Source organism: Acinetobacter sp. FDAARGOS_559 (assembly GCF_003940475.1).
Lineage (GTDB): Bacteria > Pseudomonadota > Gammaproteobacteria > Pseudomonadales > Moraxellaceae > Acinetobacter > Acinetobacter baumannii.
This window is the reverse complement of record NZ_RKJG01000005.1, coordinates 4,076,899-4,100,435: the sequence shown is the minus strand read 5'-3', so window position 1 is coordinate 4,100,435 and position 23,537 is coordinate 4,076,899. Positions and strand designations below refer to the sequence as shown.

Genomic DNA, 23,537 nt, shown 5'->3' with positions numbered 1-23,537 from the left:
GACAACTCCTTAAGGCTGCAAAAATGAAGAATTCACATTGCCTTTATAATCGGCTTTAAGTTGATCGACCTTGCCCTGACCTTTTAAGAACTTCGCTGTATCAAAAATATTTTGCGCAAATTCACCATCTAATGTTTGTTTTTGCTGAGCGTGGTCAAGATAAATATTTCCACTTAATAAAAGCGGGATATCTTTTGCATCAGAACCTGTGAGCTGCGCAATTTTTTGCACGTTATCGGCATCTTTAACGTAAGCGGCTGGGTCTTGGTTATATTTTTCGAGTTGCTCAAGTGTGGTTTGGACAAAAGCTTTCAAAAAGTCAGGATTTTTCTCTGCAAAGTCTTTACGTACAACCCATAAGTCATAAGTTGGAGCACCCCATTCACCGACTTGTTTTGAGTCAGTTAAAACCGTACCAGATGCTTTGGCTTTACTTAAAGCAGGTTCCCACACATAGGCAGCATCAATATCACCACGTTCCCAAGCAGCTGAAATTTCAGGTGGACGCAAGTTAATAATTTTTACTTTGTCTTCTGGAATGTTCCAATGTTTAAGTGCAGACAAAAGGCTGTAATGGGTTGTCGAAACAAACGGTACAGCAATGGTTTTGCCAATTAAATCTTGAGGAGTTTTAATGCCTGATTTATTACTCACCACGAGTGCTTCAGATGCACCAAGTTTTGAAGTAATTAAGAATACTTCAATCGGTAAATTACGGCTTGCCGCGGCAGCAAGTGGGCTTGAACCAATATTACCAAGTACCACATCACCTGAAGCAAGTGCATTGACAACATCTGAACCCGCATCAAATTTTTTCCATTGAATAGTACGTTGACTATGTTTTTCATAGTCTCCATTCGCCTGTGCAACTTTGCTTGGGTCAACCCCAGTTTGATAAGCAATCACGACAGGTTTATTGTCACGAACTGAAGCACTTGTATTATTGTCTTTTTTATTTTGCCATACGATAAATGCAACAATTGCGACTATAACAATTGCCGTGATAATCAACGGTTTGGTCTTCGTGCTCATAATTTCATGATCTTTCAATAATATAAGCTCATGGTATGCAGCTGGCCTTATAATGAAAAATAAAAAAATATGAGTTGCTTATCTGGTTTTTATAAATAACTTTTCTTCATAAGTTTTTATCTTTTGGTAAAAAGCAAATTTCAAGCAAACTTACAGATTAGTGGTAAAATTAAATTACTTATATATCAATAATTAAAAACGATATTCCCAAATCATATGATCAGAAGACCCTGACATCCCCCTTTTAATTATTTTATCCTACTCATATTTCATCATTTTTATTTTTGTCTCTATACCCAAAGTTTTGCATTTCATTAATTTTCATTCTTTTATATAAAGTACAGATTTTATTATCTTTTTATCTTGAATCTTCTGCAAATATTAAGATTTGGACAAATCTTTTTCTGGTTTATACATGAGGCAAATTTAATTTTTATTTTTAAGAGGAGAAAAATTCTTTTGTTTAAACATTCTCAAATTTTGACAAAAACATTAATTACAACGTCTTTGCTTACATTCAGCCTCTCAAGTCATGCAGCCCTTACCTTTGGCAATGCTGAAGAAGGTGAACTTAAAGTAAGTGGTACTGTTCGGGCTAAATATATTTATGATTTTGACTCTGATCCCACTACCAGTAAATTTTCTTTTAATGACGCGGTCTTATGGCTAGATTACAACTCCCCGAAATGGATAGGCCGCCTAGATTATCGGGTTTATGAATATTACGGGCATTTAGGAGATGCCAATTGGCTTACCGATGCGTGGTTAGGTTATAAAATTAATGACAACAGTAAAATTATTGCTGGCTTAAACCCCGTTCCTTTTGGCTTGGGCCGCTTTTGGGGAAATACTTATTATTTAGGCATTGCCAATAGTGCTGGTTGGGAAGATGTACACAACCTTGGGGTAAAATATGATTTCAATGATGGAATCAATGAAGCACAACTCGCCTTTTATCCTACCGATGGTGGCACCTATAGAGGTAAAAGCAAAGACTCGAGTCGTTTTAGTATCAACCCTGTCAATGCAGATGACTCTGTACCGCAAGGCACTAATACCAAAGAAAAGAACTCAATTGTTGTTCGCGGTGCTCATACCTTTAAGAATATCTTAGGCCAAGAAAATTTCTCTACTCAACTTGGCGCCTCTGCATGGTACTCCACCATTGAAAATAAACGTTCAGGACAAGATGGCGATCGCCAAGTCTATTCAGTTTTTAGCAATACCAATTACAATCAATGGAATTTACAGCTTTTGGCTGGTTATCAAGACATTGATAATGCCGACGCTCAATATAAAGACCACCTGACTTTAGGTGGTTTCGATTATTCATTTAACTCAGCAACCAAAGGCCAGATTTATTCAGCAGAACTCAGCTATTTATTTCCTCAGCAGTTTGGCCCAATTACCTCTGTTCGCCCCTACCTAAACTATAGTTCTTATCGAAAAGAGCAAGATGGCTTCAAAGACTCCACCCGTTTTATTCCCGGCATTGCGTTTAACTATCAAAAATTGACAGTACAAGCCGAGTTGCTGGTGGGTAAACACGATCCATATTTAGGAGACAGTGAAGGCCTTGCGGCTGGTGGAACTAACGATAAATGGAACAAAAAAGCATTTGTAATTTTTGCTTATTACTTCTAACTCCAAAACAAAGGCCAACAGATGTTGGCCTTTGTTTTTATTTAGATATCTATTTCACTCTAGTCAATTACTGGTGAATTATTGAGAGGAAGTTCTGTTTTATCTTCATCAATAACATCAACATCTTGGGCGGTAGGCTCAAACTTAATCAGTAGTCCAATCACAATTAAAGGAATAAACGCAAAGATAGAAATAATCAGGTAAACATCGGTTTTATATCCCGCCATCCAGATTGGTAAAACAAACAAAGCAATTGCTTGAGCAACGCCCGTTACTGCCCGGTTAAAGCCAACCCCAACGCCACGAATCGAAGCTGGATAAGCCATGGTTGGATAAACCATCATTTGTGCACCTGGCCCAAAACCTTCAGCAAAAAGCCAAAGCCCGAGCATGCCAATTGCAGTGTAGAGTAAAAAGCTATTACCGGGTTCACCAATGAATGCCAAGGCAATGAGGGCTATAAACTGGAGTAAAAAGCCTGTAAGCAACACATGACGAGATTTAAATCTGCTGGCAACAAATACACCTAACAGCCCGCCCGTAAATGCAAACAATAAATTAAGCCCGAGTGTTGTAGTAATGGTCGTCAAGACATCGGTATGAAAGAAACGCGTTAAAATAGAAGGTAAAAAGAAGGCAATGGTCGTGTACTGAAATGCCACCGAAATGTGAATCACAATTGCCACAATAGTTCTTGGCAAATAGGTTTTATTAAATAAAACTGCAAAACCCTCACGCTTTTTCTTTTCAGCAGTTCTTTCTACTTTTTCAACTGTAGCGACTGCATGAATTGCATAGGATTCTTGTAGAACTTGAGCGGCCCCTTTTAAATCGCCTTGGTTTGCAAGCCAGATTGGTGACTCAGTCAAATATTTACCGCGAATAAAAATAATAAGTAATGCTGGCACTGCTCCAAAAATTAAGGATGCTCGCCATAACCAGTTGCTATGCTCGGGTGGTAAAAGAAAATAAAGCGCCAGAACCAGCCCAAAACACACCGAAGAAGCGGCATACCACATTGGGCACCATGCGGCTAGACGCGCTGCCTTGTTGCTACTACCGTTAAATTTGGAAAACTCAGATAAGTATGACATTGCAACAGGCAAATCAATACCAACACTAATTCCCATAATGAATCGGGCTAAAATCAAAACCCAAACATTTGGTGCAAAGCCCGCGACAATTGCAGCAATAACAAACAGCACCATGTCCGCCATGAAGACCCGATAACGGCCGATTTTATCTGTCAGCCAACCACCAATCAGGTTACCCACAATGGTTCCGCAAACAATTGCTGATGCCACCACACCGGTCATGACTGGGTTTAAGGAAAACTCTGAGATGACTTGCTCAATACCGAAAGAGAGCGTTGTTAGATCATAGGCATCAATAAATACGCCAATCAGTGCCAACCAAATAACTTTATTCGATTTACCCTTCCCTGCAAATTTGGAAATTAATTGTGAAACATCATCGGGAGATTTAATTTCATAACGATGGTTATGATCGAGTTCTTGTATGCTCACTTAATAATTCCTGAATTTTAATCACAGGAACAAAATAATGATTATTTACATAATACAAAAACAAATTAATCTGATGTTTTAATCTAAATTATAGAATTATCTTTTCATTATTAACTCAGCAGTAAAATCGATATAAAAAGACAAAATAAAAGCTGGTATTTAACCAGCTATTTATTTAAAGACTTTCCAAAATATTTAACTCGCCTCAGCAAGTTTTAACTCTTTTAGATTACGATATTTTGCACCTCGGTGATTTTCAGGCAAATATGGCCCAGCACCAAATAGTTTTTCTCTTAATGTTCCTTGTGCATATGAGGTTTGATATACCCCTCGTTTTTGCAGCTCCGGCACAATAAACTCAACTACATCGGCAAAGGTTTGATGCGCCAAAATGTAGGCTAAGTTAAAGCCATCGACATCGGTATCTTCAACCCATTGCTGTAGAGCATCCGAAACGGTTTCTGCCGAACCTACAAGTACAGGTCCATTACCACCTAAACTATTCCAATTTGCAATTTCTTCAATGGTCCAAACACGTTCTGGGTCTGCATTTACATAAGAATCTAATAAAGATTGAATGGCATTGGTTTGAATATATTCAACTTTATCGGTGGGTTGATATTGTGAAAAATCCACACCCGACCAGCCAGACAGCAATGTTAAAGCGCCATCGTAGCTTCCATAGCTTTGATATTCTTTAAACTTAGCCTGTGATTTTGCATCGGTTTCATCAGTGACAATCGACAAAAGTGCATAAATTTTAACTGAGTACGGGTCGCGGCCTTCTTGGACCAATTTTTGGCGAATGCCCTGTACCACTTTTTTAGTGGCAATTTTAGACGGCGCTGCGATGAATACACACTCGGCATTTTGACTCGCAAACTTCTGGCCGCGTGATGACGCGCCTGCTTGATAAAGTACTGGCGTTCGCTGCGGTGATGGTTCACAAATATGGATGCCCGGTACAGTAAAGTATTTACCTTCGTGCTGAATTGGATGCACTTTTTTATAGTCAGCAAAGATACCGCTTTCACGGTCACGTAGTACCGAACCCTCTTCCCAAGAACCTTCCCAAAGTTTGTAAAGGACTTCTAAGTATTCATCAGCAATATCATAACGATTATCATGGTTAACCTGAGTTTTTAGGCCCAAGTTTTTTGAACCGCTTTCCAAATAAGACGTCACGATATTCCAACCAACTCGCCCTTTGGTTAAATGGTCTAGCGTGCTAATACGTCTAGCAAAAGGATACGGATGTTCAAAGGAAATAGAAGTCGTGACACCAAAACCCAAGTGCTTTGTGACTGCGGCCATCGCTGGCACAATCTGCAAAGGATCATTGACTGGAACTTGCACCGCGCCTGTTAAAGCATGTTCAGCACTTTGATGATAAACGTCATAAATACCAAGCACATCTGCAATAAAAATACCGTCAAAAAAACCACGCTCAAGAATTTGGGCTAAATCCGTCCAATATTCTAAATCTTTATATTCAACAGATCGATCTTGAGGATGTCGCCATAATCCAGGAGATTGGTGGGCAATACAATTCATTTCAAAAGCGTTAAAACTAATTCTCTTAGTCATAAAATATCAACCAGCATTTTATTTAATTTTTATACTAAAGCAATTTTTATATTTTCTTTATAATATATACCCCAAACAAAATATGATTTTATTCTAATAGTTTTTTATAATTTATTTTAAAAAATATAAATAATATTAAGCCGCTAAAAATAGCAGCTTAATATCTAAAACTATAATTTATTGTTTAGCAACTTCACCAATTCGCCATTGATACGGTGGTAATGTGCCGTTCACACTAAAATCACCTACAATTCGATTTTTAAATACTCTTGGGTTATGTGAAGATAAAGTTCTTACATTACGCCAATATCGATCTAGACCTAAATCTTTGTCTGTTGCAGAAGCACCTAAAGCGTCAAATAAAATCGTGGAAGCATTTAAAATTAGATCGGTAATGACCGTTTGAGACTGCGCACTTTCAAGCTCGGCAAGTGCATTTTGTTCTTCTTCAAGCTGCTCATTATTTTGAAATGCAGCCAAGTAAGCACGCTGTAAGCTTTGTGCAACTTTTTCAACAATCGCTCCTGCACTATAAGCCGCGCCACGGATTTGGCCTACGACTTGTAAAATTTGCGGATCCTGCTTTACAAATTGGGCATTCGCATGCGTATAGTTTCGGGTACGTTTAGCAACAGCTTGAGAAACATCATAGGTTGCAGCACGTCCTAGACCTGTAATGATTGCTAGCTGGACCAGTTGATAGTAAGCCGCTGAATATTTAAAACGGTCATCGTCAGGTAAAATTTCAGTTTCATCCACCAATACGTCATGGAAATATGCTGTACCACTCGCGGTAAGTTGCTGACCAAAGCCATTCCAGTCATCAACAATTTCAACACCTTCATCTTCACGGCGAACAACGACTGAGCCAGATTCACCCTTTAAATCTGTTACACCAACATCCACCCAGTCTGCATATAGACTCCCTGTGGTGTAATATTTTTTCCCTTTAACGCGAATTTTTCCTTCACTGTCTCGATATAAATGAGTTTCGAACTGATCGATTGACTCTTTCCCGCCTTCAGACCATGCACTACCCACTGTTTCGCCATTGGCAATTCGGTTAAGCCAACGCTGTTGAAACGCCTTATCTTTACTTACCAAGACATCTTCTGTAAAACCAAAATGCACACGCAAAGCTTGCGGTAAGTTTGAGTCGGCCTCTGCAAGTTCAATGAGCAATGCAAATAGTTCAGGAATGGTTGCATCAAAGCCCCCATGAGTTTTTGGAAGTCTTAACCGTGTAAAACCAATATCCTTAAGCCATTGAAGTTGTTCATAGGGCAAAATATGCTGCTGCTCACGGATTAAAGCCCCTTCTTTAATACGGGCAAAAGTCGGTCTGAAGTTACTTGCCAATTCATCATACCGTTCAGAAGGTCCTTCACCCCATACCCGCGAAATGATTGAAGCCTGACTCAGTGCAGCGTGAGTTAATGAACCGAGATGATGCTCAAAATTTAAATTTGTCATGTAAGTAAAACCAATATTGCTTTGCTTTTACCATAAAATATTTATTTCACATGAAAACGATTATTTTTTTATAACAGTATTCAATCTTGATATAACACCAATCAAAAGCATGGCATTGCTAAGCAATTTGTTTTTTGTGAAGACTATGCTGACTTTGCAATAAGGTTTGCATATATTCTGAATAGACAGAAAGTTTTTCGAAAATATGCTCTGAATAAAACATGTCATCAATTAAGTGTGTCATTTGACTGGCAGTAAAGGTATCGCATAGGCCGACCAGTGCTGCATTCATTTGAGCAAACAGAGCGCATAATTGAACATGCATTTCATCTTTATTTTTAAATAATAATTTACGCATATCCAACTGATCCAAGCCTTTTAGACCCTTATCTTTTATGACTTTTACCCAATGAATTTTTATTTTTAAGAACTGTTCAAGTTGCTTTAACGCCTCTAAATCAAGCTCTAAATGGGTAATTAAAAAAACTGTAGAGATATCACTTCGACACAATGCTTTGATTAAATTCAAATAAATAAAGTCAGCTTCTCCCATCTCCATTAATTCTAAATCTAGATATATTTTTAGGCTTTCTAGAACTTCGTCTACCTTAAATACGACCTTCTTGTCAGCTTGATAGTATTTATTAAGGATATTTAGCACAGGTGGAGTCGCCGGTGTTGTATAAATGGCTGCTTTGTTTAAGTTTGCAAAAATAAATGGCGAGAATAGATAAGTCAAACTGCTTTGCTGTGGCTCAATGTGAGACTGAATTAAATACACGGTTTGAGTTTTAGAAAAATCCCTAAGTATTTTCGCTCTAAGTAAGGTTGCTTCAAGGTTCACATAAGTCTGTTCCAACTGATCTATTACCAAGGTGGAAATAGACTGATTTTTAATAATTTTATGAATAATGTTCAGTTGAGAAGTGATAAACATTTTTTAACATCCAAGCTATTTTAGAAGCGCTACACTTACACTTAGGTCTTTAAGAAACACGCAACAACCAGGCCCTACACAAAACAACAATGGAATAGAAAAGAAGAACACTATCATGTACTTATATAAAATCTAAAACAGCGTTCACATTGAGTCTTGAAAGTTGATTTAGGTTGGCGGTAAATCCTGTTCATTTTTATTTTGAACTTTAGAGGACTGGATATATAGCTACAGATGATTGAAAAAAAACTATAGCACGCCATCAAAACACGGTTTAACTGTTATAGTTTTATAAAAAATTTCTGTATCTACATATACAAATACAGTGAGTGCATGATTAAGAAAACTTCTTAAGGTAGGTAGTTTTCATGAAACGATCTATTGCATATCGCCAGATATTTCATCAATGTTTCAATGCAACATGTATTTTTACAAATGCAACATCAAGCCTAAACTTTGTTAACAGATTGAGAACAATCAATCGTTCTATTCTCTTGAAATATCAAGCAATTATGTTGCTTTACCCTGTTGGCACTTTACTTGCTAAGAACATTTATCACAGAAGTAAGCTTAATTGCCAAAGTACTTTTTTGCCTGAAATTAAGTATTTAAATCATTTAATCATCATCAGCTAGTTCACAGGGGGAAAGTTTATGAGCCTCGGTCTAACCGCTTTAGAATTAGCACGAATACAATTTGCTTTTACAGTATCCTTCCATATTATTTTTCCGGCCACCTCTATTGGACTTGCCTGTTTTTTGGCAGTTTTAGAATGGAAATGGTTAAGAACGCAAAACCCTATTTATAAAGATCTATTTAAATACTGGATTAAGATCTTTGCCGTTGCGTTTGGTATGGGAGTTGTTTCCGGTGTCGTGATGAGTTACCAGTTTGGTACCAACTGGAGTGAGTTTTCACGAGTAGCAGGAAGCATTACTGGTCCTTTACTTACCTATGAAGTCTTGAGTGCCTTCTTCTTAGAAGCGGGTTTCTTAGGAATCATGCTGTTTGGTTGGGGCCGTGTTGGTCCTAGAGCCCATTTCTTTGCAACGCTTATGGTTGCCATCGGAACATGTATTTCCATGTTCTGGATTCTATCTTCCAATAGCTGGATGCAAACGCCGCAAGGTTTTGCCATCGAAAATGGCATTATTGTGCCAAAAGACTGGCTAGCTATTGTCTTCAACCCGTCCTTCCCTTACCGCTTTGCACATATGGGTGCTGCTGCCTTCTTGGTTTCATCTTTATTGGTAGTGGGAACATCTGCATGGCACTTGGTAAAGGGCCGTCGTGATGAATTGGTGAAAAAATCATTCTCGATGGGTCTTTGGATGGTGCTTGTGACTTCTTGTTTACAAGTGGTAATTGGCGATAACCACGGTTTAAATACTCGTGAGCATCAACCGGCCAAACTTGCTGCTATGGAAGGTCACTGGGAAACCAATCATAACGAGCCTATGCCGTTACTATTATTTGCCATACCGGATATGAAAGAAGAACGAAATCACTTTGAAGTGGGCGTTCCATATTTGGGTAGCTTAATTTTGACTCACAGTTTAGATGGTCAAGTGACTGGCTTAAAAGAATTCGCACCTGAAGACCGTCCAAACTCGACCATTATTTTCTGGAGTTTCCGTGTCATGGTGGGTCTTGGCGTCCTTATGGTCACCTTATCACTCATTGCTCTTTGGTTACGTAAAAGAGGAAAACTCTATGAAACATCATGGTTTCATAAATTTGCTGTAGTGATGGGGCCTGCAGGTTATGTGGCAATGCTGGCTGGGTGGATTACTACCGAAGTAGGCCGTCAACCTTGGGTGGTATATGGCATTATGCGAACCAAAGATGGTTTATCACATACTGTTTCAGCAGATCAGGTGGGTCTAAGTCTCTTTATTTTTGTGGTGGTTTACACCATCGTTTTTGGTAGCGGTATCTACTACACCTTAAAACTCATTAATAAAGGCCCTGTATTTATCGACACGCCAAATATGGAAGCAGGCGGCGTAGGACACTTTAAAACACCGATGCGTCCACTTAGTGCAGTTGATGAAAATATTGACAGCAAACAAAACTCTGGGGAGAACCGTCATGATTGATCTTTCTTTAATATGGGTCGGTATTATCGGTTTAGGTGTTTTAATTTACGTGGTCATGGATGGCTTTGACTTAGGAATCGGGATTATGTTCCCCTTCATTAAGAATAGCCAAGAACGTGACGTGATGATGAATACCGTCGCTCCTGTCTGGGATGGTAATGAAACCTGGATGGTACTTGGGGGTGCTGGCCTGTATGCAGCCTTCCCGCTGGTCTATTCAACGGTTTTATCTGCGCTCTACCTGCCTATTATTTTCATGGTCATTGCCTTGATTTTCCGTGGAGTTGCTTTTGAATTCCGTTTTAAAGCTCATCGGACCAAACACCTTTGGGACTTAGCTTTTATTTGGGGTTCGGTTTTAACGAGCTTCCTCCAAGGGATTATTTTAGGGGCCTATATTCAAGGGATTAAAACCGAAAACGGTATTTTTGCCGGTGGCCCTTTTGACTGGCTTACTGCATTCTCCATTTTCACAGGTATTGGTGTAGTTGCCATGTATGCCACTTTAGGCTGTGGTTGGCTCATTTTAAAAACTGAAAAAGGCTTGCAGCAACGTATGTATGAGCTGATGCCAAAGTTAATTATTGCGCTGCTCATTATCTTTGGTGCCGTCAGCTTATATACGCCGTTAACACACCCCGAAATTGCAGAGCGTTGGTTCTCTTTACCAAATCTGTTTTATTTTAGTCCAGTGCCTATTTTGGTCTTATTGTTTGTTGGCCTGATTTTATCGGCATGTAAAAAACAGCAAGATCACAAACCATTTATATATACCTTGGCATTGGTCTTCCTTGCCTTTACTGGTTTTGTAATTAGTTTGTGGCCAAATATCATTCCACCATCAGTTACGATTTGGCAAGCGGCAGCGCCTCATTCCAGTCAAATGTTTGCTTTAGTGGGTGCGCTTATTCTGATTCCAATCATTATTACTTACACCATTGTGTCTTACTGGGTATTCCGTGACAAAGTTCGTGTAGGTGATGAAGGTTATCATTAAGGTACGGGGGTGTTATGAAAAAGTCGTCAGTTAAACTCAGTCAAACCCAATGGTTTATTCTGTTATGGCTTGGCGGTTTTTTAGCCTTAGCTGTGATTGCGGGTTTGTTTAAAGTGATATTGATTTATGCTGCCCCTTACTTAAAGTAAACCCATCCTTATAAACAAATGCCGTTTGTAGATTCTGCAAGCGGCATTTATTATTGGTTCAGTGCATCTTTTATTTTGTTATTTCGTGCAGCCCATACATGTATAAATCCGAACAACTCGCCCATAGCATTCGCCAACTTATTGAAAGCGGCACTTTAAATGCACATGAGAAATTACCTTCATTAAGAGATCAGGTCCAACGTTCTGGTTTTAGTTTAATGACTGTGATGAATGCTTATCAGGAGCTTGAATCACAAGGTCTGATCTATTCAAAAGAAAAATCGGGATATTTTGTTGCCGAGCAAATTGCACTAAAGCCACTGGAACAATATTCGGTCGTTTCACTTAATTCTAAAATTGAAATTAATTCTTTAGTTTTTAAATATCTTAAATCGATTCAACATGAGTCTGTTGTGCCTTTTGGTTCAGCTTTTCCTGATAGTCAACTTTTAGCTGCTCCCAAACTTATTCAAATTATGGGGCAACTTGCACGGCAAAGGCAAAGCTATGACCAGACAGCAAGCCTACCTCCCGGTAATTTAGCGTTAAGAAAACTAATTGCTCAGCGCTACTGTATGCAAGGCATACAGACCGATCCAGATGACATTGTCATTACATCTGGAGGATTAGATGCACTCAATCTTTCTTTACAAGCAGTAGCTAAACCGGGTGACTATATTCTATTGCAACAAACCGTGTTTTACGGTGCTTGGCAGGCTGCTGAACGTTTAGGGCTTAAGGTCATTACCATTCCCGAACATCCACAACATGGTTTTGACCTAGAGGCTTTTGAGCAGGTTATTCATACATATCCAATTAAAGTATGTTGGCTCATGTTAAATAGCCATAATCCGATTGGGTTTACGGTCAGTGATGAGATTAAATATAAAATTGCCAAACTGCTTCATGAACACCAAATTTACTTAATTGAAGATGATGTGTATGAAGAGCTTTATTATGGCGGGCAAAAACCACTTTCGATGAAGTACTTTGACCAACAAAATCTGGTACTGCACTGCTCTTCATTTTCTAAAACTTTAGGGGCAGGTTTTCGGGTAGGTTGGGTCTATGCGGGTAAGTTTTCAGATCATATCCAACACTTGCAGCTCATGAGTACTATTTCAGTGAATGCACTCATCCAAAATGCCTTGGTTGAGTTCTTGTCTCATCATCATTATGAAAAGCATTTGCGCACACTTAGACTTTCACTTGAACGTTATAAAAAGCAGTTTTACCACTATTTGAAGCAACATCTGCCCGCGATCTGTGAGATTTATTATTACCCAAGCGGTTATTTTCTATGGGTTAAATTGCCTCATAAACTCGATAGCATGCAAATTTATGAAGAACTCATCCAACAAGATATTGGTGTTGCGCCAAGCCCACTCTTTAGTGTTTTACCCGCACAGCAGCATTATTTAAGAATCAATTGTTCTTTTGAGTGGAACGAAAAAATTCAAACTGCTTTAGATCAAGTCATCAAAACCATTCAACAAAGGGTCGAAGCAAGCCTGTAAAGTGATGCTTCGACCTAAGCACAATTTTAAAGTATTTAATTTATGATAGTTTCATCTTAAAGCGCGATTTTAAGGGTAAGAATATCTGGATGTTAATATGGAAATAGATGAAGAACTGACTCTTTAAAAAATACAGATTTTTTTGGCCTTTATGCGCTGTGGCAATTTGTCTAAAACCGCGGCAGAAATGCAACTGAGTAATGTCAGTGTTCATAAAGCACTACACTCTTTAGAAAGCGCGTTACGTTGTCCTCTTTTTAAAAATGAAGGCCGTAACCTCATTCCTTTAAAAAGTGCTTATGTCTTTGAAGAACGGGCACAAAAAATCGTACAAGACATTTTTATTACCGTAAATAAAACCAGAGAAGCCGCAGGCTTTGCAGCCAAGGTTTTACATTTAGGTTCACTTTATTCTTTGACGGTAAACACAATTCCAAATGTGATTAGTGGTCTTAAACTCAGACGTAGTGAGCTTGATATTCAATTATTACTCAGTTCAAATCAGGATTTGGTAAAAAAGCTCAAAGCAACTGAGCTGGATGCAATCATTGTGGCTTTAAACGAAACCACACAGGATGATGATTTTGAAATTTTGCCGATGTTTTCAGACGACATTTTTTTGGCCGTCAATAAAGATTCAAAATATGCTGAGTTTAAAGATATTGATTTAAGCCTTTTAAAAGAAGAAACTTTTTTAACTTTAACCAAGGGTTTTGCAACTCATAACGACAGCGACATCATTTTTAAAAAAGCCGGTTTTTCACCTAAAGTTGCTTTGCAGGTCAATGATATTTTTACCCTAATTAGTATGGTTAGCTCAGGTGTAGGTTTCGCACTATTACCTGGTCGTATTTCTGCGGTTTATGAAAGTTCGGTAAAACTTATTCCCTTAAAACAGCAATACCACATGCAACAAGAAATTGGTCTGGTCTTTTTAAAAAGTAAAGAACGCGACCCAAACTTACTTGCTCTGATTGCTGAATGTCGAATGTTTGCATCTAACTTTAAAAGATAGAAGCTGCTGCGAATAACAACAGCTCTTTTGCCTGATTATAAAATACGTATTAACCCACCAAAGCTTTAACCGCAAAGAACAGAATAGTTGGACCCATTAAACAGCCAAGGCCCGTGTGAAAAGTTGCTGTAAGTGCACCGTAAGGCACTAAACGGCGGTCTGTAGCCGCTAAACCAGCTGACACACCACTTACCGTTCCTGCCAAACCACCAAAAATCATCGCAGAACGTGGATTGTCTAATCCCATAAATTTCGCAGTGAGTGGTGTTGAAACCATTACACAGATTGCTTTCACCAAGCCAGTTGCAATTGATAATGCCATGACCTCAGAACTCGCACCAATGGCCGCACCCGTAACTGGCCCAACAATGTAAGTCACTGCACCTGCGCCAATTGTGGTAATACTTACCGCATCGCGATAGCCAAAAATCCACGCAAACATACAACCGACAATAAATGGCAAAATGGTCCCGAGAAATAAAGAGAAGGCACCAATAAATCCAGCTTTTTTGGCCTCAGTCGCTTGTACTTCAAATGCTGTGGCTACAATAGTAAAGTCACGAAGCATTGCACCGCCCATGAGTCCTACACCTGTAAAAAGTGCAAGGTCAGTCAAGCCTTTTTCACCACCTGTCATTTTTCCGCCAAACCATGCCAAAATCAAACCAATTACAATCGCAATTGCTGAAGCATGCACACGTCCATTGGTTAAATATTTAGAGAGCTTGGTCGACAGCCACATAATTAAGGCAATTAAAGCAAAAGCTGTAATTAAACCTAAATGTGTTAAGTCTTTTAATAATAATTCAACCATGAACTTTACCTCCGATTCGGTTTAAGGCTGTGTCCTCTTCTTTAGGTAAAGGGCTGGCTTTGTTAAATCGACTTAGACCAGCAATAGTGAGCGTACAAACTGCAACTGAGACTACAGCCGCAAAGAGTGCCATATGGCCACTCGATAATGCTGCCACTACATTTTGTTGGGCTGCCATAGCAACAACAACCGGGATATACATGGTGCCCCAGAATGAAACTCCTTTTTCAGTTTCAACTGTCATCATTCCACGTTTTTCCATCCATAACCGTATACAAATGAGTAAAATCATGGCGATACCCACGCCACCAACATTGGACTTTACACCCAATAAAACGCCTAATAGATCACCAGCAATTACACCAACCAAGGTGCAAAGTGCGAGTAAACCAACTCCATATATAATCATGACAATCCCTCATATCCTTGGATCATTTATGCTTTTGTAAAATCTGACTCAAAAAGAAAAACTATTTGCCTGTTCTTTTTGCATTGCCATCTGAATGCTGTCTAAACGTGTTCCCTGAAATGACAATACAGTTCCTTCTTTAAATGTTCGACGTGCAAGTGTAGTAAGCACCGTTCCCGGCAAAGCTTCGATCTGTAACCTCACACCTCGCTCCCATGCAGCTTGGATGGTACTTTCCCAATCTACAGTTCGACTCATATTAAAAGCCAAGTCATCACCAATCTGTTCTGGCCTGCTAAGCGTACGAGCCGTTGTACCACTTAAATAACGTATTTTAGGCTGCTTTAAAGTCACTCCCTCCATAGACGCTGCAAGTTGCTTTGCTTGCTGACTTAATAATTCACAGTGCGATGGCACCGATACATCTAATTTTTTTGCCACCACGCCTTGTTGCTTTGCCAAAACAGCAACTTGAGTCATGGCTTCAAAGCTTCCTGAAATAACAATCTGGTTATGTGCATTAATATTTGCGACAAACACCTCTGGCGTTATTTCATAAATTTGTTTGACCCATGTTTCAACAGCTGCACGGTCTGTACCAATCAGGGCTGTCATACCATAGCCAGTTGGATAGGCGTTTTGCATGAGTTCACCTCGATAGGCAACCAAACGAACAGCATCTTCATAGGCTAAAACTTCTGCTACAACTGCAGCCGACCATGCACCAATTGATAGACCTGCTACATAATCAGGTTTTAAGTTTTCAGCCCTTAATAGAGCTGAACTCACCACACCTGAAATAAGCAAACACAGCTGTACTGCACGCGTTGACTTTAATGCTGCCGGACGATCTAACATCAAGACATCTTCTTTGAGTGCATCCGATGCACGCTCAAGGTATTCTTTAACCAGTGCGGTTTGAGGTAAATCGTGCAACATATTGCTTCTTTGCACACCTTGTCCCGGATATACCCAAATTGAAGCCATGATATCTATTCCCTAATTCCATGGGTTTTCTACTAAAACAGCACCATCAAGACGTTTCAATAGAACTTTTCCGCTATTCCCAGCCCATTCTTTTAACGCCAAACCACCTTGTGGAAGTTGTAGCTGTATATCCACATTCAGCCCTGCTTGCTGAAAATTTTCGAGTAGCTCAACTGCCTGCTTTTTGGCAAAAGGTTGTTCAGCTCGAATCAACAAATCTATGTCACTTTGCTGATTTACTGTTTTAATGCCCGTTGCTAGTTCAAAGCCGAAACTTCCCGTATATCCCCAACATCCTGAAAAGTTTTTCATAATGCTAGAAATGCTCTGTAAACGTTCTGCCAAGTGTTTAAAGTGACTTGGATTTACTTCAGCTAGTGCTTCGGGTTTAAGCTGTCTGCTAATTACAGATCTTGGCATTTGCGCTGCATATCGTTGATAGCGAAATTGTCCTCTTATACCCACGGCCACCTGATCTTCAGGAGTAATTTCCCGTCGAACTACAACAGGATCACCACGTAGTAATACCTCTTTCACCCAATGTGGAGCATCATCGGCCAAGCAATCGACCGTCATACCCCACAACAAATCATGGGCTTCGAGCTTAAGTTTCATGACCATTGCTCACGCAATAATTCACGGACCTTTTTAGACATTTTACGGTTTTGTCCATGCAGTCTTTGTTCCAGTCCTCTCGATTGCTCAGCATTAATTTCTTTAAACGCTTGAGCAATTGCCTGTTTCGCTAACAAAAGATCATCGTTTGTCGGTTGTTCAGGGTTTTCAACAGATAACAGTTCAGATAACAAACCAAGCGTGGCATAACTTTCAATGTCATAAGCCATTGGTGGAATGCTTGAGGCCAATTGCTCTAACTCATCAACCGACCGTAAGGTAACGCGTGCAGCAGATTCCTTACCCATTGCATGCACCATAACACCTGAATCTTTTAAGGCAATAATACGATTGGCTTGGTATCCATGCGCCAAGAAAGCACCAGACATCGACTTACCAACCAATAAACTCACAATTGGATGACCTGCCAATCTGGCTCTAGCATAGCTATCTACTGCACCCGCTAAAGCTTGATGAATGCCTAATAATTCTTCACGACGCCCATAGGCCTGACTTGGAACATCAACTAAACATAAAATAGCGCGTTTAGTTTCCGAATGAATATCAGCTTGAATCACTTCATTAACTGCTTTTGCTAAACTCCAGCCTTCTAATAATCCAACTTCCCCTTGTTTTGCCCGAGGGAACAGATTATTGCTGTCTTGAACAACGGCAATCACACGTACCGCTTGCTGGTCAAGCTGACCATCAGCCACCCAAATCGAAGCTGGAAAACCTTCAACTGTTTTAAAGCCCTGCGTGAGTGCTTTAAACCAATGTGCACCACGAGTAGATGCTTTTAATGTATCAACGGCGATATTCATGCTTGCTCTCCTTGATACAAAGCTTGAACTTGTGCTGGGGTAATCTGCTCAGCAGTATCAACTTGTTGTAGCTTTTCTAAATAGAATGAGTAATTTGAACTACGATGCTGATGAGGTACGCCTTGAGTTAAATAATCGATGACTCGCTGACGAATTTTCTGGCGATCATCGTCTACATAAGCATCTGCCAAACCACTAGCAAACCGTTGGTTCCCGCCAGTAATACTCCATATAAATGGACGATCTTTGGCGTTATATTCTTGTACACCAGCTTCTTGTTCTATCACTTGTGGGCCATTTAGACCTAAACGTCCTTCTTGTGTCATTACAATATAGCTACATAGTCCAGCTGCAATTGACATACCGCCAAAACACCCTACACTACCAGCAACCACGGCAATCACGGGTTGATACTGACGTAAATTCACAATTGCAGCTTGAATCTCAGCAATTGCAGCCAAGCCCAGATTTGCTTCTTGTAAACGAACGCCACCCGTTTCCAACAATAAAATTGCAGCTGTTGGAATGCCTTTTAGATTGTCTTCAACCGCAAGTTCTAAGGCACCCGCAATTTTGGCACCGCCCACCTCACCTAAACTGCCACCTTGAAATAAGCCTTCAATAGAAATTAAAACCACTGGGCGTTCTTGAATAGTTCCCTTTGCAATCACCACGCCATCATCGGCTTGCGGCACAATATTCTGTTTAACGAGCCAAGGCGACATAACACGGGCAAATGGGTCGAGTAACTCTCGAAAAGTCCCTTCATCTAATAATGCTTTAGCACGCTCTCTCGCACTCAGCTCAATAAAATCTTGTTTATTTAACAAGCTTTGAATATCAGTCATGAGCAATCTCCTCCAATGCTTGTTCCAGACGTAAGCGAACAACACCGGGAGTTGCACCAAAATCATGAATATCAATATTGACCGCTGGCGGTATTTGCGCAGTAAAAATCCGTTCAAAAAGATTGTGCCAACGTGCTGCACTGCCATCTACCGAAGTCACTACCTGAATAGAGGTCTTTCCCTTTTCACCGGGTTCCATCAAAATTTCTAAATCGCCAGAGCCTACACATCCTACTAGTGCTTTTTTTACAGGTGGCTCTGTGGCCACAAATTCAAAATGAAGTGTTTCCATAATCAAAATCCCTTTTTATTTTTTCCGGATAACTGCTCAGCACGATCTACAAATAGTGTTGCTGCCAACAAATCTGCGGCACCACCTGCAGAAGCTTTCATCCGAAGCAGATCAATCTCTAAAAGATGCAAAGCACGTCGGCCTTCCAAGCTTGAGCTGCCGCCCAAATCAAGTACTTGCTGTGCACCTTGTTGCATACGCTTTAAGCCAGATGTTCCCGAGCGATAAAGCACACAGGTATCGGTCAGATCGGTCATCATGGCAAGTAAAGCATCTAAACGAGCGAACTCTTCTTTCATGGGTTTACTACGACTTTGGTAAAGCTGTTTTAAGCCAAAATTTACGATGGTTGGAAAACCTTGTTGAGCCTGTTCTTTAGCACCTAAGATGCCTAATTTCTTTTGTACTTGCTGACCATGACTCAAAGCCTGCTTTGGAATAAAGCGATCTTCAAGCTGAGCAATCTGGCCTGCTAACTGGCATAGCTCAACAGCAGAAAAGTACTGTTGATTCGTGTGCGCTAATGCTGATGCGGTAACCATTAAACCCAAGGCCCAAATTGCACCGCGGTGTGTATTTACACCATCTGTTGCCAACATCATGGTCTTTTCACCTTGGCGACCGATTTCTCCAATGTCTTCACGCAAAGCTAAACAGACTTTTCCATGATGTTTTGCAACTTGAGCCATTTCCTCAAACATAGGCCCTAAACTTTTCGCAGAGCGCTCCATTAACTCCAAAGTCAGATCATCATGTGCACCACTGCCACGGCGATCTACCAAAGCTGGTTTCGGTGTCAGATTAACTTCATCAATTAACGCTTCGACTGCCATATCTGCCAAAAGCTGATTATCGCTGAGCGTTTGATATTGAACTTGTGCCATCATTACCAACTCCTGAATTTTGCAGGTGGTTGATATAAGCCATCTGACCATGTCACCAAGTCGGCAATATTTTTTGCAGCTAAAAGTTCACGTGTTGCATCGGTGCGACGAATACCTAAATCTTCAGGGAATACCACCAAGCCTTCACTTCTTAAACGTGCTGTTGTTTTTGGGTCTTGAGTTAAACCAATACTGGTCACACCTGCCACCGCAGCAATCATGGCTTGACGTTCTTCTTGGCTGTTTGCTTTATATAGATAAGCGATGCCTTCTTCGGTCAGTAAATGGGTCACATCATCGCCATAAATCATGATCGGGGCTAAAGGCAAGCCTGCGGTTTTGGCCACATCAATCGCATCAAGACGTTCTACAAAAGTTGGCTTGCCACCCTCTTGGAAGGTTTCCACCATTTGAACAACTAACTTTTTACCACGTGCCAAATAAGTTTCGGTTTCATTGGCACCTTGCAAACGCATATCTAACCATGCTGGCGTATCGTGACGACGACCACGCGGATCATGCCCCATGTTTGGTGCACCACCGAAACCAGCTAAACGGCCTTTGGTAACAGTCGAAGAATGGCCCATGCCATCAACTTGCAACGTTGCGCCAATAAACAAATCAACGGCATACTGACCTGCGAGCTGACACATCATGCGGTTAGAACGTAAAGCGCCATCACGGCCTGTAAAGAAAACGTCGGGACGAGCTGCAACATATTTTTCCATACCGAGTTCGGTACCAAAACAATGCACGCTTTCAACCCAACCTGTTTCAATAGCAGGAATTAAGGTTGGATGCGGATTTAGTGTCCAATTTCGACAAATTTTTCCTTTTAAACCCAAAGACTCACCATAGGTCGGTAAAATCAGTTCAATTGCCGCAGTGTTAAAACCAATACCATGGTTTAACGATTGCACATTATGCTTTTCATAAATTCCGCGAATTGCCATCATGGCCATGAGCACATGCACTGGCTTGATGTGTTTCGGGTCACGAGTAAATAACGGTTCGATATAAAATGGCTGATCTGCGACCACCACATAATCAACCCAAGAAGCAGGAATATCGACACGGGGTAACTCTGAGACGTCATCGACCAGTTCATTGACCTGAACAATCACGATACCCTCACTAAAAGCAGCAGGTTCAATGAGTGCTGGAGAATCTTCGGTACTTGGACCTGTATAGATATTGCCTTGGCGGTCTGCCATAAAGCCCGCTGAGAGCACCACATTTGGAATGAGGTCGACTACCAAACGTGAATATAGTTCGATATAGGTATGAATCGCACCAATCTCTAGTAAACCATCTTCAATTAACTGACTAATACGCAAACTTTGTGGGCCAGCAAAAGAAAAATCGAGCTTACGCGCAATACCTTTTTCAAACAGATCAAGATGTTCTGAACGCCCTACGCTTGGCATGATCATATGCAAATCATGCAAAATATCTGGATTGGTTTGAGCCAAAGAGCGCGATAAAAAATCAGCCTGCTTTTGGTTATTCCCTTCGAGTACAACTTTGTCACCCGGTGTAATTAAGGTTTCCAAAACTTTAATAATGTCTTGAGTTGGAATCACCACACCATCGGTATATTGGTTTGCCATCTCTAGTTTTAGTTGTTTGGCATGACGCCGCTTTGTCCATAATCGTTCTTTATTCTGAACTGATCCTTCCATGTACTTACCTATAGATCGCAGTTTTGTTCTGAATCTATAAAAACGCTTTATGGAATTTCGATCAATCAACTTACTTCGTTAGTTATTAACTTCAGGTTAATGATTTAAGTATGGCTTAATCCCGTGGTTATTAATTGCCCTATGTTCATCATGATTAAACAAAAAATAAGCTTTCGCTTTATGCAGAGTTTATTTTTCTATTTCTAATAAATGATCTTTACTAAAATTTGGCGCACTTTGATTACACATTGTCGCCATTCGATTTGGATGAATATCATTCAAATTTCTATGATGTCTCTATCGAAAAGCTAGTTCCTTAAAACTTTAGTTGAGAGACAGAATATGAACACAGTTAAAGAAAAAATCGTTCTCATCACAGGCGCATCATCTGGTATGGGAAAAGCATTTACCAAAGCATTACTCAAAGAAGGCGCAACTGTTTATGCCGTTGCCCGTCGCGTTGATGCTATGCAAGAACTAAAAACACTCGGTGCTCATACATTAAAAATGGATATTACCAATCAGGATGATATCGACCAAGTTGTGAAAACTATTGAAAAAGAAACCCATGGTGTTGATATTTTAGTTAACTGCGCAGGCTTTGGTATGTATGGCGCTATGGAAGATACGACACTTGCCGATGCACGCTATCAATTTGAAGTGAATCTATTTGGTATGGCCTATTTAACCCAAAAGGTTCTGCCTAGTATGCGTAAAAAAATGCAGGGTCGAATTATCAATATTTCATCAATGGGTGGGAAAATTTATACACCACTTGGTAGCTGGTATCATGCGAGTAAACATGCTGTTGAAGGTTGGTCTGACTGTCTACGTTTAGAGTTAAAATCATTTAATATTGATGTTGTTGTCATTGAACCCGGTGCTATCGCAACTGAATTTGCAGATGTAATGATCCAACCTATGCTGGAACGTTCAGGGCAAAGTGCGTATAGCCATATGGCAGCCGCAGTTGCTAACTCAACAAAAACTACAGTAGAAAAAGGTGAACTTTCAGACGTGCAAGTTGTCGTCGATATGCTGATGAAAGCTGTTCATGCATCCTCACCTAAAACACGCTATGTGGGTGGCAAATATGCCAAACTGATGATATTTGTACGTAAATGGTTTGGTGACCGTGTATTTGATCGTATGGTGATGTCAGTTATTAAATAAATGAAGTGACCCGTATAAGTTTAATGTTGAGATGCTCAAATGAAATATGCTTCAAATTTTGCCCTAAATACCAACTGGAAGTTATTACTGAATGACCTAGGCATAAATCTTGAAGATGCATTACGTTTGGCATCTCTACCGCTTGATTTGTTCAACCGTAAAGATGCAAGCCTTACGCCCGTTCAATATTTCAATTTTTGGCACGCAATTGAACAACTTGCAGGAATAAATGACTTACCTTTAAAAATCGGTCAAATGATTACAGTTGAGCTTTTTGACCCAGCGATTTTTGCCTGTATTTGTAGTCCCAACTTCAATATTGCGATACAGCGTCTATCTGAATTTAAAAGACTGATTGGGCCAATGCAGTTACAAGTAGCAATTGATAACGACACAACAACGCTAGAACTCAAATTTTATAATGTATCTACGCCAACGCCGCAAAGTCTTGCCATGTCAGAACTGGTCTTCTTTGCTCAATTAGCAAGAATATGTACAAGACATCAGGTTATACCTTTGAAAGTTACACTGCCCGATTTACCTAATAATCTGGCGGAGTACAAAACATTTTTTGGCGTACTTCCACAAAAAAGTGAACACATTTCAATTGTCTTTTCACGCCAAGATGCTGAACGTCCTTTTTTAACAGCCAACCCGACCATGTGGTCTTTTTTCGAGCCAAACTTGCAACGTAGTCTTATACAGCTTGATGAAGATGCAACAGTTAGCGAAAAAGTTAAAGCTATACTTTTAGAAAACCTACCTGCTGGACTATGTACAATAGAAGATGTTGCTCAACGACTCGCGATGAGCAAACGTACGCTACAACGGCTACTTTTAGAAGAGCAAACTAATTTTAAAACGCTTTTGGATACAACACGTCAATCTCTTGCCCAACATTACTTAGAAAAGTCATCAATGAGTACAGGTGAAATTTCATTTCTATTGGGCTTTCAAGAGCACAATTCTTTTAGCAGAGCATTTAAAAACTGGACGGGTAATACTCCACAAGAATATAGACTTATGCATTAAT

The 23,537-nt window shown here is 40.0% G+C and carries 22 protein-coding genes; 8 read left to right on the top strand and 14 right to left on the bottom strand.

The annotated features are described in order from the left end of the window. Positions 1-9: 9 nt before the first annotated feature. The gene (tauA, locus tag EGS71_RS21310) at positions 10-1,050 is read right to left on the bottom strand and encodes a taurine ABC transporter substrate-binding protein (RefSeq protein ID WP_000651495.1); all 1,041 of its coding nucleotides are present in this window, start codon (positions 1,048-1,050) and stop codon (positions 10-12) included. Positions 1,051-1,491: 441 nt separating this feature from the next. On the opposite strand from tauA, the gene EGS71_RS21305 reads away from it, so the two are divergent. After that, positions 1,492-2,676 (top strand): hypothetical protein, encoded by a 1,185-nt coding sequence (locus EGS71_RS21305; protein ID WP_000472480.1) that lies wholly within the window; start codon positions 1,492-1,494, stop codon positions 2,674-2,676. A gap of 59 nt (positions 2,677-2,735) precedes the next feature. Here EGS71_RS21305 and EGS71_RS21300 read toward each other — a convergent pair whose 3' ends face one another. The 4 genes from EGS71_RS21300 to EGS71_RS21285 all read right to left on the bottom strand — a co-directional run bounded on the left by EGS71_RS21300 (position 2,736) and on the right by EGS71_RS21285 (position 8,199). Continuing rightward, entirely contained in the window at positions 2,736-4,202 is a 1,467-nt protein-coding gene (locus EGS71_RS21300; RefSeq protein ID WP_000027030.1) for an MFS transporter, read from the bottom strand. Positions 4,203-4,397: 195 nt separating this feature from the next. Continuing rightward, positions 4,398-5,789: an LLM class flavin-dependent oxidoreductase gene (locus EGS71_RS21295; RefSeq protein ID WP_000166741.1), complete on the bottom strand. Its 1,392-nt coding sequence runs from the start codon at positions 5,787-5,789 to the stop codon at positions 4,398-4,400. Between the two features lie 177 nt (positions 5,790-5,966). Further along, positions 5,967-7,262, bottom strand: a complete 1,296-nt coding sequence (locus tag EGS71_RS21290; protein WP_000183272.1) for an acyl-CoA dehydrogenase family protein — start codon at positions 7,260-7,262, stop codon at positions 5,967-5,969. Between the two features lie 118 nt (positions 7,263-7,380). Further along, entirely contained in the window at positions 7,381-8,199 is an 819-nt protein-coding gene (locus EGS71_RS21285; RefSeq protein ID WP_000471024.1) for a hypothetical protein, read from the bottom strand. A gap of 653 nt (positions 8,200-8,852) precedes the next feature. On the opposite strand from EGS71_RS21285, the gene EGS71_RS21275 reads away from it, so the two are divergent. From EGS71_RS21275 to EGS71_RS21255, 5 genes are all read left to right on the top strand, one after another. Then, positions 8,853-10,298, top strand: coding sequence for a cytochrome ubiquinol oxidase subunit I (locus EGS71_RS21275; protein WP_000052002.1), 1,446 nt, complete (start codon positions 8,853-8,855; stop codon positions 10,296-10,298). Further along, positions 10,291-11,295 carry a cytochrome d ubiquinol oxidase subunit II gene (gene cydB / locus EGS71_RS21270; protein ID WP_000566432.1) on the top strand — a complete coding sequence of 335 codons (1,005 nt, stop codon included), beginning with the start codon at positions 10,291-10,293 and terminating at the stop codon, positions 11,293-11,295. The genes EGS71_RS21275 and cydB overlap by 8 nt, the downstream gene beginning before the upstream one ends. Positions 11,296-11,309: 14 nt before the next feature. Next, a complete protein-coding gene (locus tag EGS71_RS21265) occupies positions 11,310-11,444 on the top strand; it encodes a hypothetical protein (protein ID WP_000749814.1) in 135 nt (44 codons plus the stop codon). Between the two features lie 98 nt (positions 11,445-11,542). Beyond that, positions 11,543-12,961 carry a PLP-dependent aminotransferase family protein gene (locus EGS71_RS21260; protein WP_000278280.1) on the top strand — a complete coding sequence of 473 codons (1,419 nt, stop codon included), beginning with the start codon at positions 11,543-11,545 and terminating at the stop codon, positions 12,959-12,961. 130 nt (positions 12,962-13,091) lie between these two features. After that, positions 13,092-13,976, top strand: a complete 885-nt coding sequence (locus EGS71_RS21255) for a LysR family transcriptional regulator (RefSeq protein WP_264753157.1) — start codon at positions 13,092-13,094, stop codon at positions 13,974-13,976. A gap of 49 nt (positions 13,977-14,025) precedes the next feature. Here the strand turns inward: EGS71_RS21255 and madM are convergent, their stop codons facing one another. Genes madM through mdcA form a run of 9 tightly spaced genes read right to left on the bottom strand, consistent with a single transcriptional unit; the run spans position 14,026 to position 21,331 of the window. Then, positions 14,026-14,790, bottom strand: coding sequence for a malonate transporter subunit MadM (gene madM, locus EGS71_RS21250; protein ID WP_000229914.1), 765 nt, complete (start codon positions 14,788-14,790; stop codon positions 14,026-14,028). After that, positions 14,783-15,199, bottom strand: coding sequence for a malonate transporter subunit MadL (gene madL, locus EGS71_RS21245; protein WP_000587904.1), 417 nt, complete (start codon positions 15,197-15,199; stop codon positions 14,783-14,785). Before madL ends, madM begins: the two co-directional genes overlap by 8 nt. A gap of 48 nt (positions 15,200-15,247) precedes the next feature. After that, positions 15,248-16,186, bottom strand: a complete 939-nt coding sequence (gene mdcH, locus EGS71_RS21240) for a malonate decarboxylase subunit epsilon (RefSeq protein ID WP_000146923.1) — start codon at positions 16,184-16,186, stop codon at positions 15,248-15,250. A gap of 12 nt (positions 16,187-16,198) precedes the next feature. Then, positions 16,199-16,807, bottom strand: coding sequence for a malonate decarboxylase holo-ACP synthase (locus tag EGS71_RS21235; RefSeq protein WP_000245142.1), 609 nt, complete (start codon positions 16,805-16,807; stop codon positions 16,199-16,201). Continuing rightward, positions 16,798-17,625: a biotin-independent malonate decarboxylase subunit gamma gene (gene mdcE / locus EGS71_RS21230; protein ID WP_001017585.1), complete on the bottom strand. Its 828-nt coding sequence runs from the start codon at positions 17,623-17,625 to the stop codon at positions 16,798-16,800. Before mdcE ends, EGS71_RS21235 begins: the two co-directional genes overlap by 10 nt. Next, entirely contained in the window at positions 17,622-18,473 is an 852-nt protein-coding gene (locus EGS71_RS21225) for a biotin-independent malonate decarboxylase subunit beta (RefSeq protein WP_000129854.1), read from the bottom strand. The genes mdcE and EGS71_RS21225 overlap by 4 nt, the downstream gene beginning before the upstream one ends. Further along, positions 18,466-18,765 (bottom strand): malonate decarboxylase subunit delta, encoded by a 300-nt coding sequence (locus tag EGS71_RS21220; RefSeq protein ID WP_000448953.1) that lies wholly within the window; start codon positions 18,763-18,765, stop codon positions 18,466-18,468. Before EGS71_RS21220 ends, EGS71_RS21225 begins: the two co-directional genes overlap by 8 nt. Positions 18,766-18,767: 2 nt before the next feature. Next, positions 18,768-19,652 carry a triphosphoribosyl-dephospho-CoA synthase gene (locus EGS71_RS21215; RefSeq protein WP_000968293.1) on the bottom strand — a complete coding sequence of 295 codons (885 nt, stop codon included), beginning with the start codon at positions 19,650-19,652 and terminating at the stop codon, positions 18,768-18,770. Continuing rightward, positions 19,652-21,331 carry a malonate decarboxylase subunit alpha gene (gene mdcA / locus EGS71_RS21210; protein ID WP_000399249.1) on the bottom strand — a complete coding sequence of 560 codons (1,680 nt, stop codon included), beginning with the start codon at positions 21,329-21,331 and terminating at the stop codon, positions 19,652-19,654. The genes EGS71_RS21215 and mdcA overlap by 1 nt, the downstream gene beginning before the upstream one ends. Positions 21,332-21,673: 342 nt before the next feature. Between mdcA and EGS71_RS21205 the strand changes: the two genes are divergently transcribed. Next, on the top strand, positions 21,674-22,504 hold the full coding sequence (locus EGS71_RS21205; RefSeq protein ID WP_001098856.1) for an oxidoreductase: 831 nt from the start codon (positions 21,674-21,676) through the stop codon (positions 22,502-22,504). Between the two features lie 39 nt (positions 22,505-22,543). Then, a complete protein-coding gene (locus EGS71_RS21200) occupies positions 22,544-23,536 on the top strand; it encodes an AraC family transcriptional regulator (RefSeq protein WP_000872515.1) in 993 nt (330 codons plus the stop codon). Position 23,537: the final 1 nt, after the last annotated feature.

Coding starts and splice junctions, on each gene's coding strand:
- EGS71_RS21295 (WP_000166741.1), bottom strand. CDS start 5,789: ATGACTAAGAGAATTAGTTTTAACGCTTTTGAAATGAATTGTATTGCC.
- EGS71_RS21290 (WP_000183272.1), bottom strand. CDS start 7,262: ATGACAAATTTAAATTTTGAGCATCATCTCGGTTCATTAACTCACGCT.
- EGS71_RS21285 (WP_000471024.1), bottom strand. CDS start 8,199: ATGTTTATCACTTCTCAACTGAACATTATTCATAAAATTATTAAAAAT.
- EGS71_RS21275 (WP_000052002.1), top strand. CDS start 8,853: ATGAGCCTCGGTCTAACCGCTTTAGAATTAGCACGAATACAATTTGCT.
- cydB (WP_000566432.1), top strand. CDS start 10,291: ATGATTGATCTTTCTTTAATATGGGTCGGTATTATCGGTTTAGGTGTT.
- EGS71_RS21265 (WP_000749814.1), top strand. CDS start 11,310: ATGAAAAAGTCGTCAGTTAAACTCAGTCAAACCCAATGGTTTATTCTG.
- EGS71_RS21260 (WP_000278280.1), top strand. CDS start 11,543: ATGTATAAATCCGAACAACTCGCCCATAGCATTCGCCAACTTATTGAA.
- madM (WP_000229914.1), bottom strand. CDS start 14,790: ATGGTTGAATTATTATTAAAAGACTTAACACATTTAGGTTTAATTACA.
- madL (WP_000587904.1), bottom strand. CDS start 15,199: ATGATTATATATGGAGTTGGTTTACTCGCACTTTGCACCTTGGTTGGT.
- mdcH (WP_000146923.1), bottom strand. CDS start 16,186: ATGGCTTCAATTTGGGTATATCCGGGACAAGGTGTGCAAAGAAGCAAT.
- EGS71_RS21235 (WP_000245142.1), bottom strand. CDS start 16,807: ATGGTCATGAAACTTAAGCTCGAAGCCCATGATTTGTTGTGGGGTATG.
- mdcE (WP_001017585.1), bottom strand. CDS start 17,625: ATGAATATCGCCGTTGATACATTAAAAGCATCTACTCGTGGTGCACAT.
- EGS71_RS21225 (WP_000129854.1), bottom strand. CDS start 18,473: ATGACTGATATTCAAAGCTTGTTAAATAAACAAGATTTTATTGAGCTG.
- EGS71_RS21220 (WP_000448953.1), bottom strand. CDS start 18,765: ATGGAAACACTTCATTTTGAATTTGTGGCCACAGAGCCACCTGTAAAA.
- EGS71_RS21215 (WP_000968293.1), bottom strand. CDS start 19,652: ATGATGGCACAAGTTCAATATCAAACGCTCAGCGATAATCAGCTTTTG.
- mdcA (WP_000399249.1), bottom strand. CDS start 21,331: ATGGAAGGATCAGTTCAGAATAAAGAACGATTATGGACAAAGCGGCGT.
- EGS71_RS21205 (WP_001098856.1), top strand. CDS start 21,674: ATGAACACAGTTAAAGAAAAAATCGTTCTCATCACAGGCGCATCATCT.
- EGS71_RS21200 (WP_000872515.1), top strand. CDS start 22,544: ATGAAATATGCTTCAAATTTTGCCCTAAATACCAACTGGAAGTTATTA.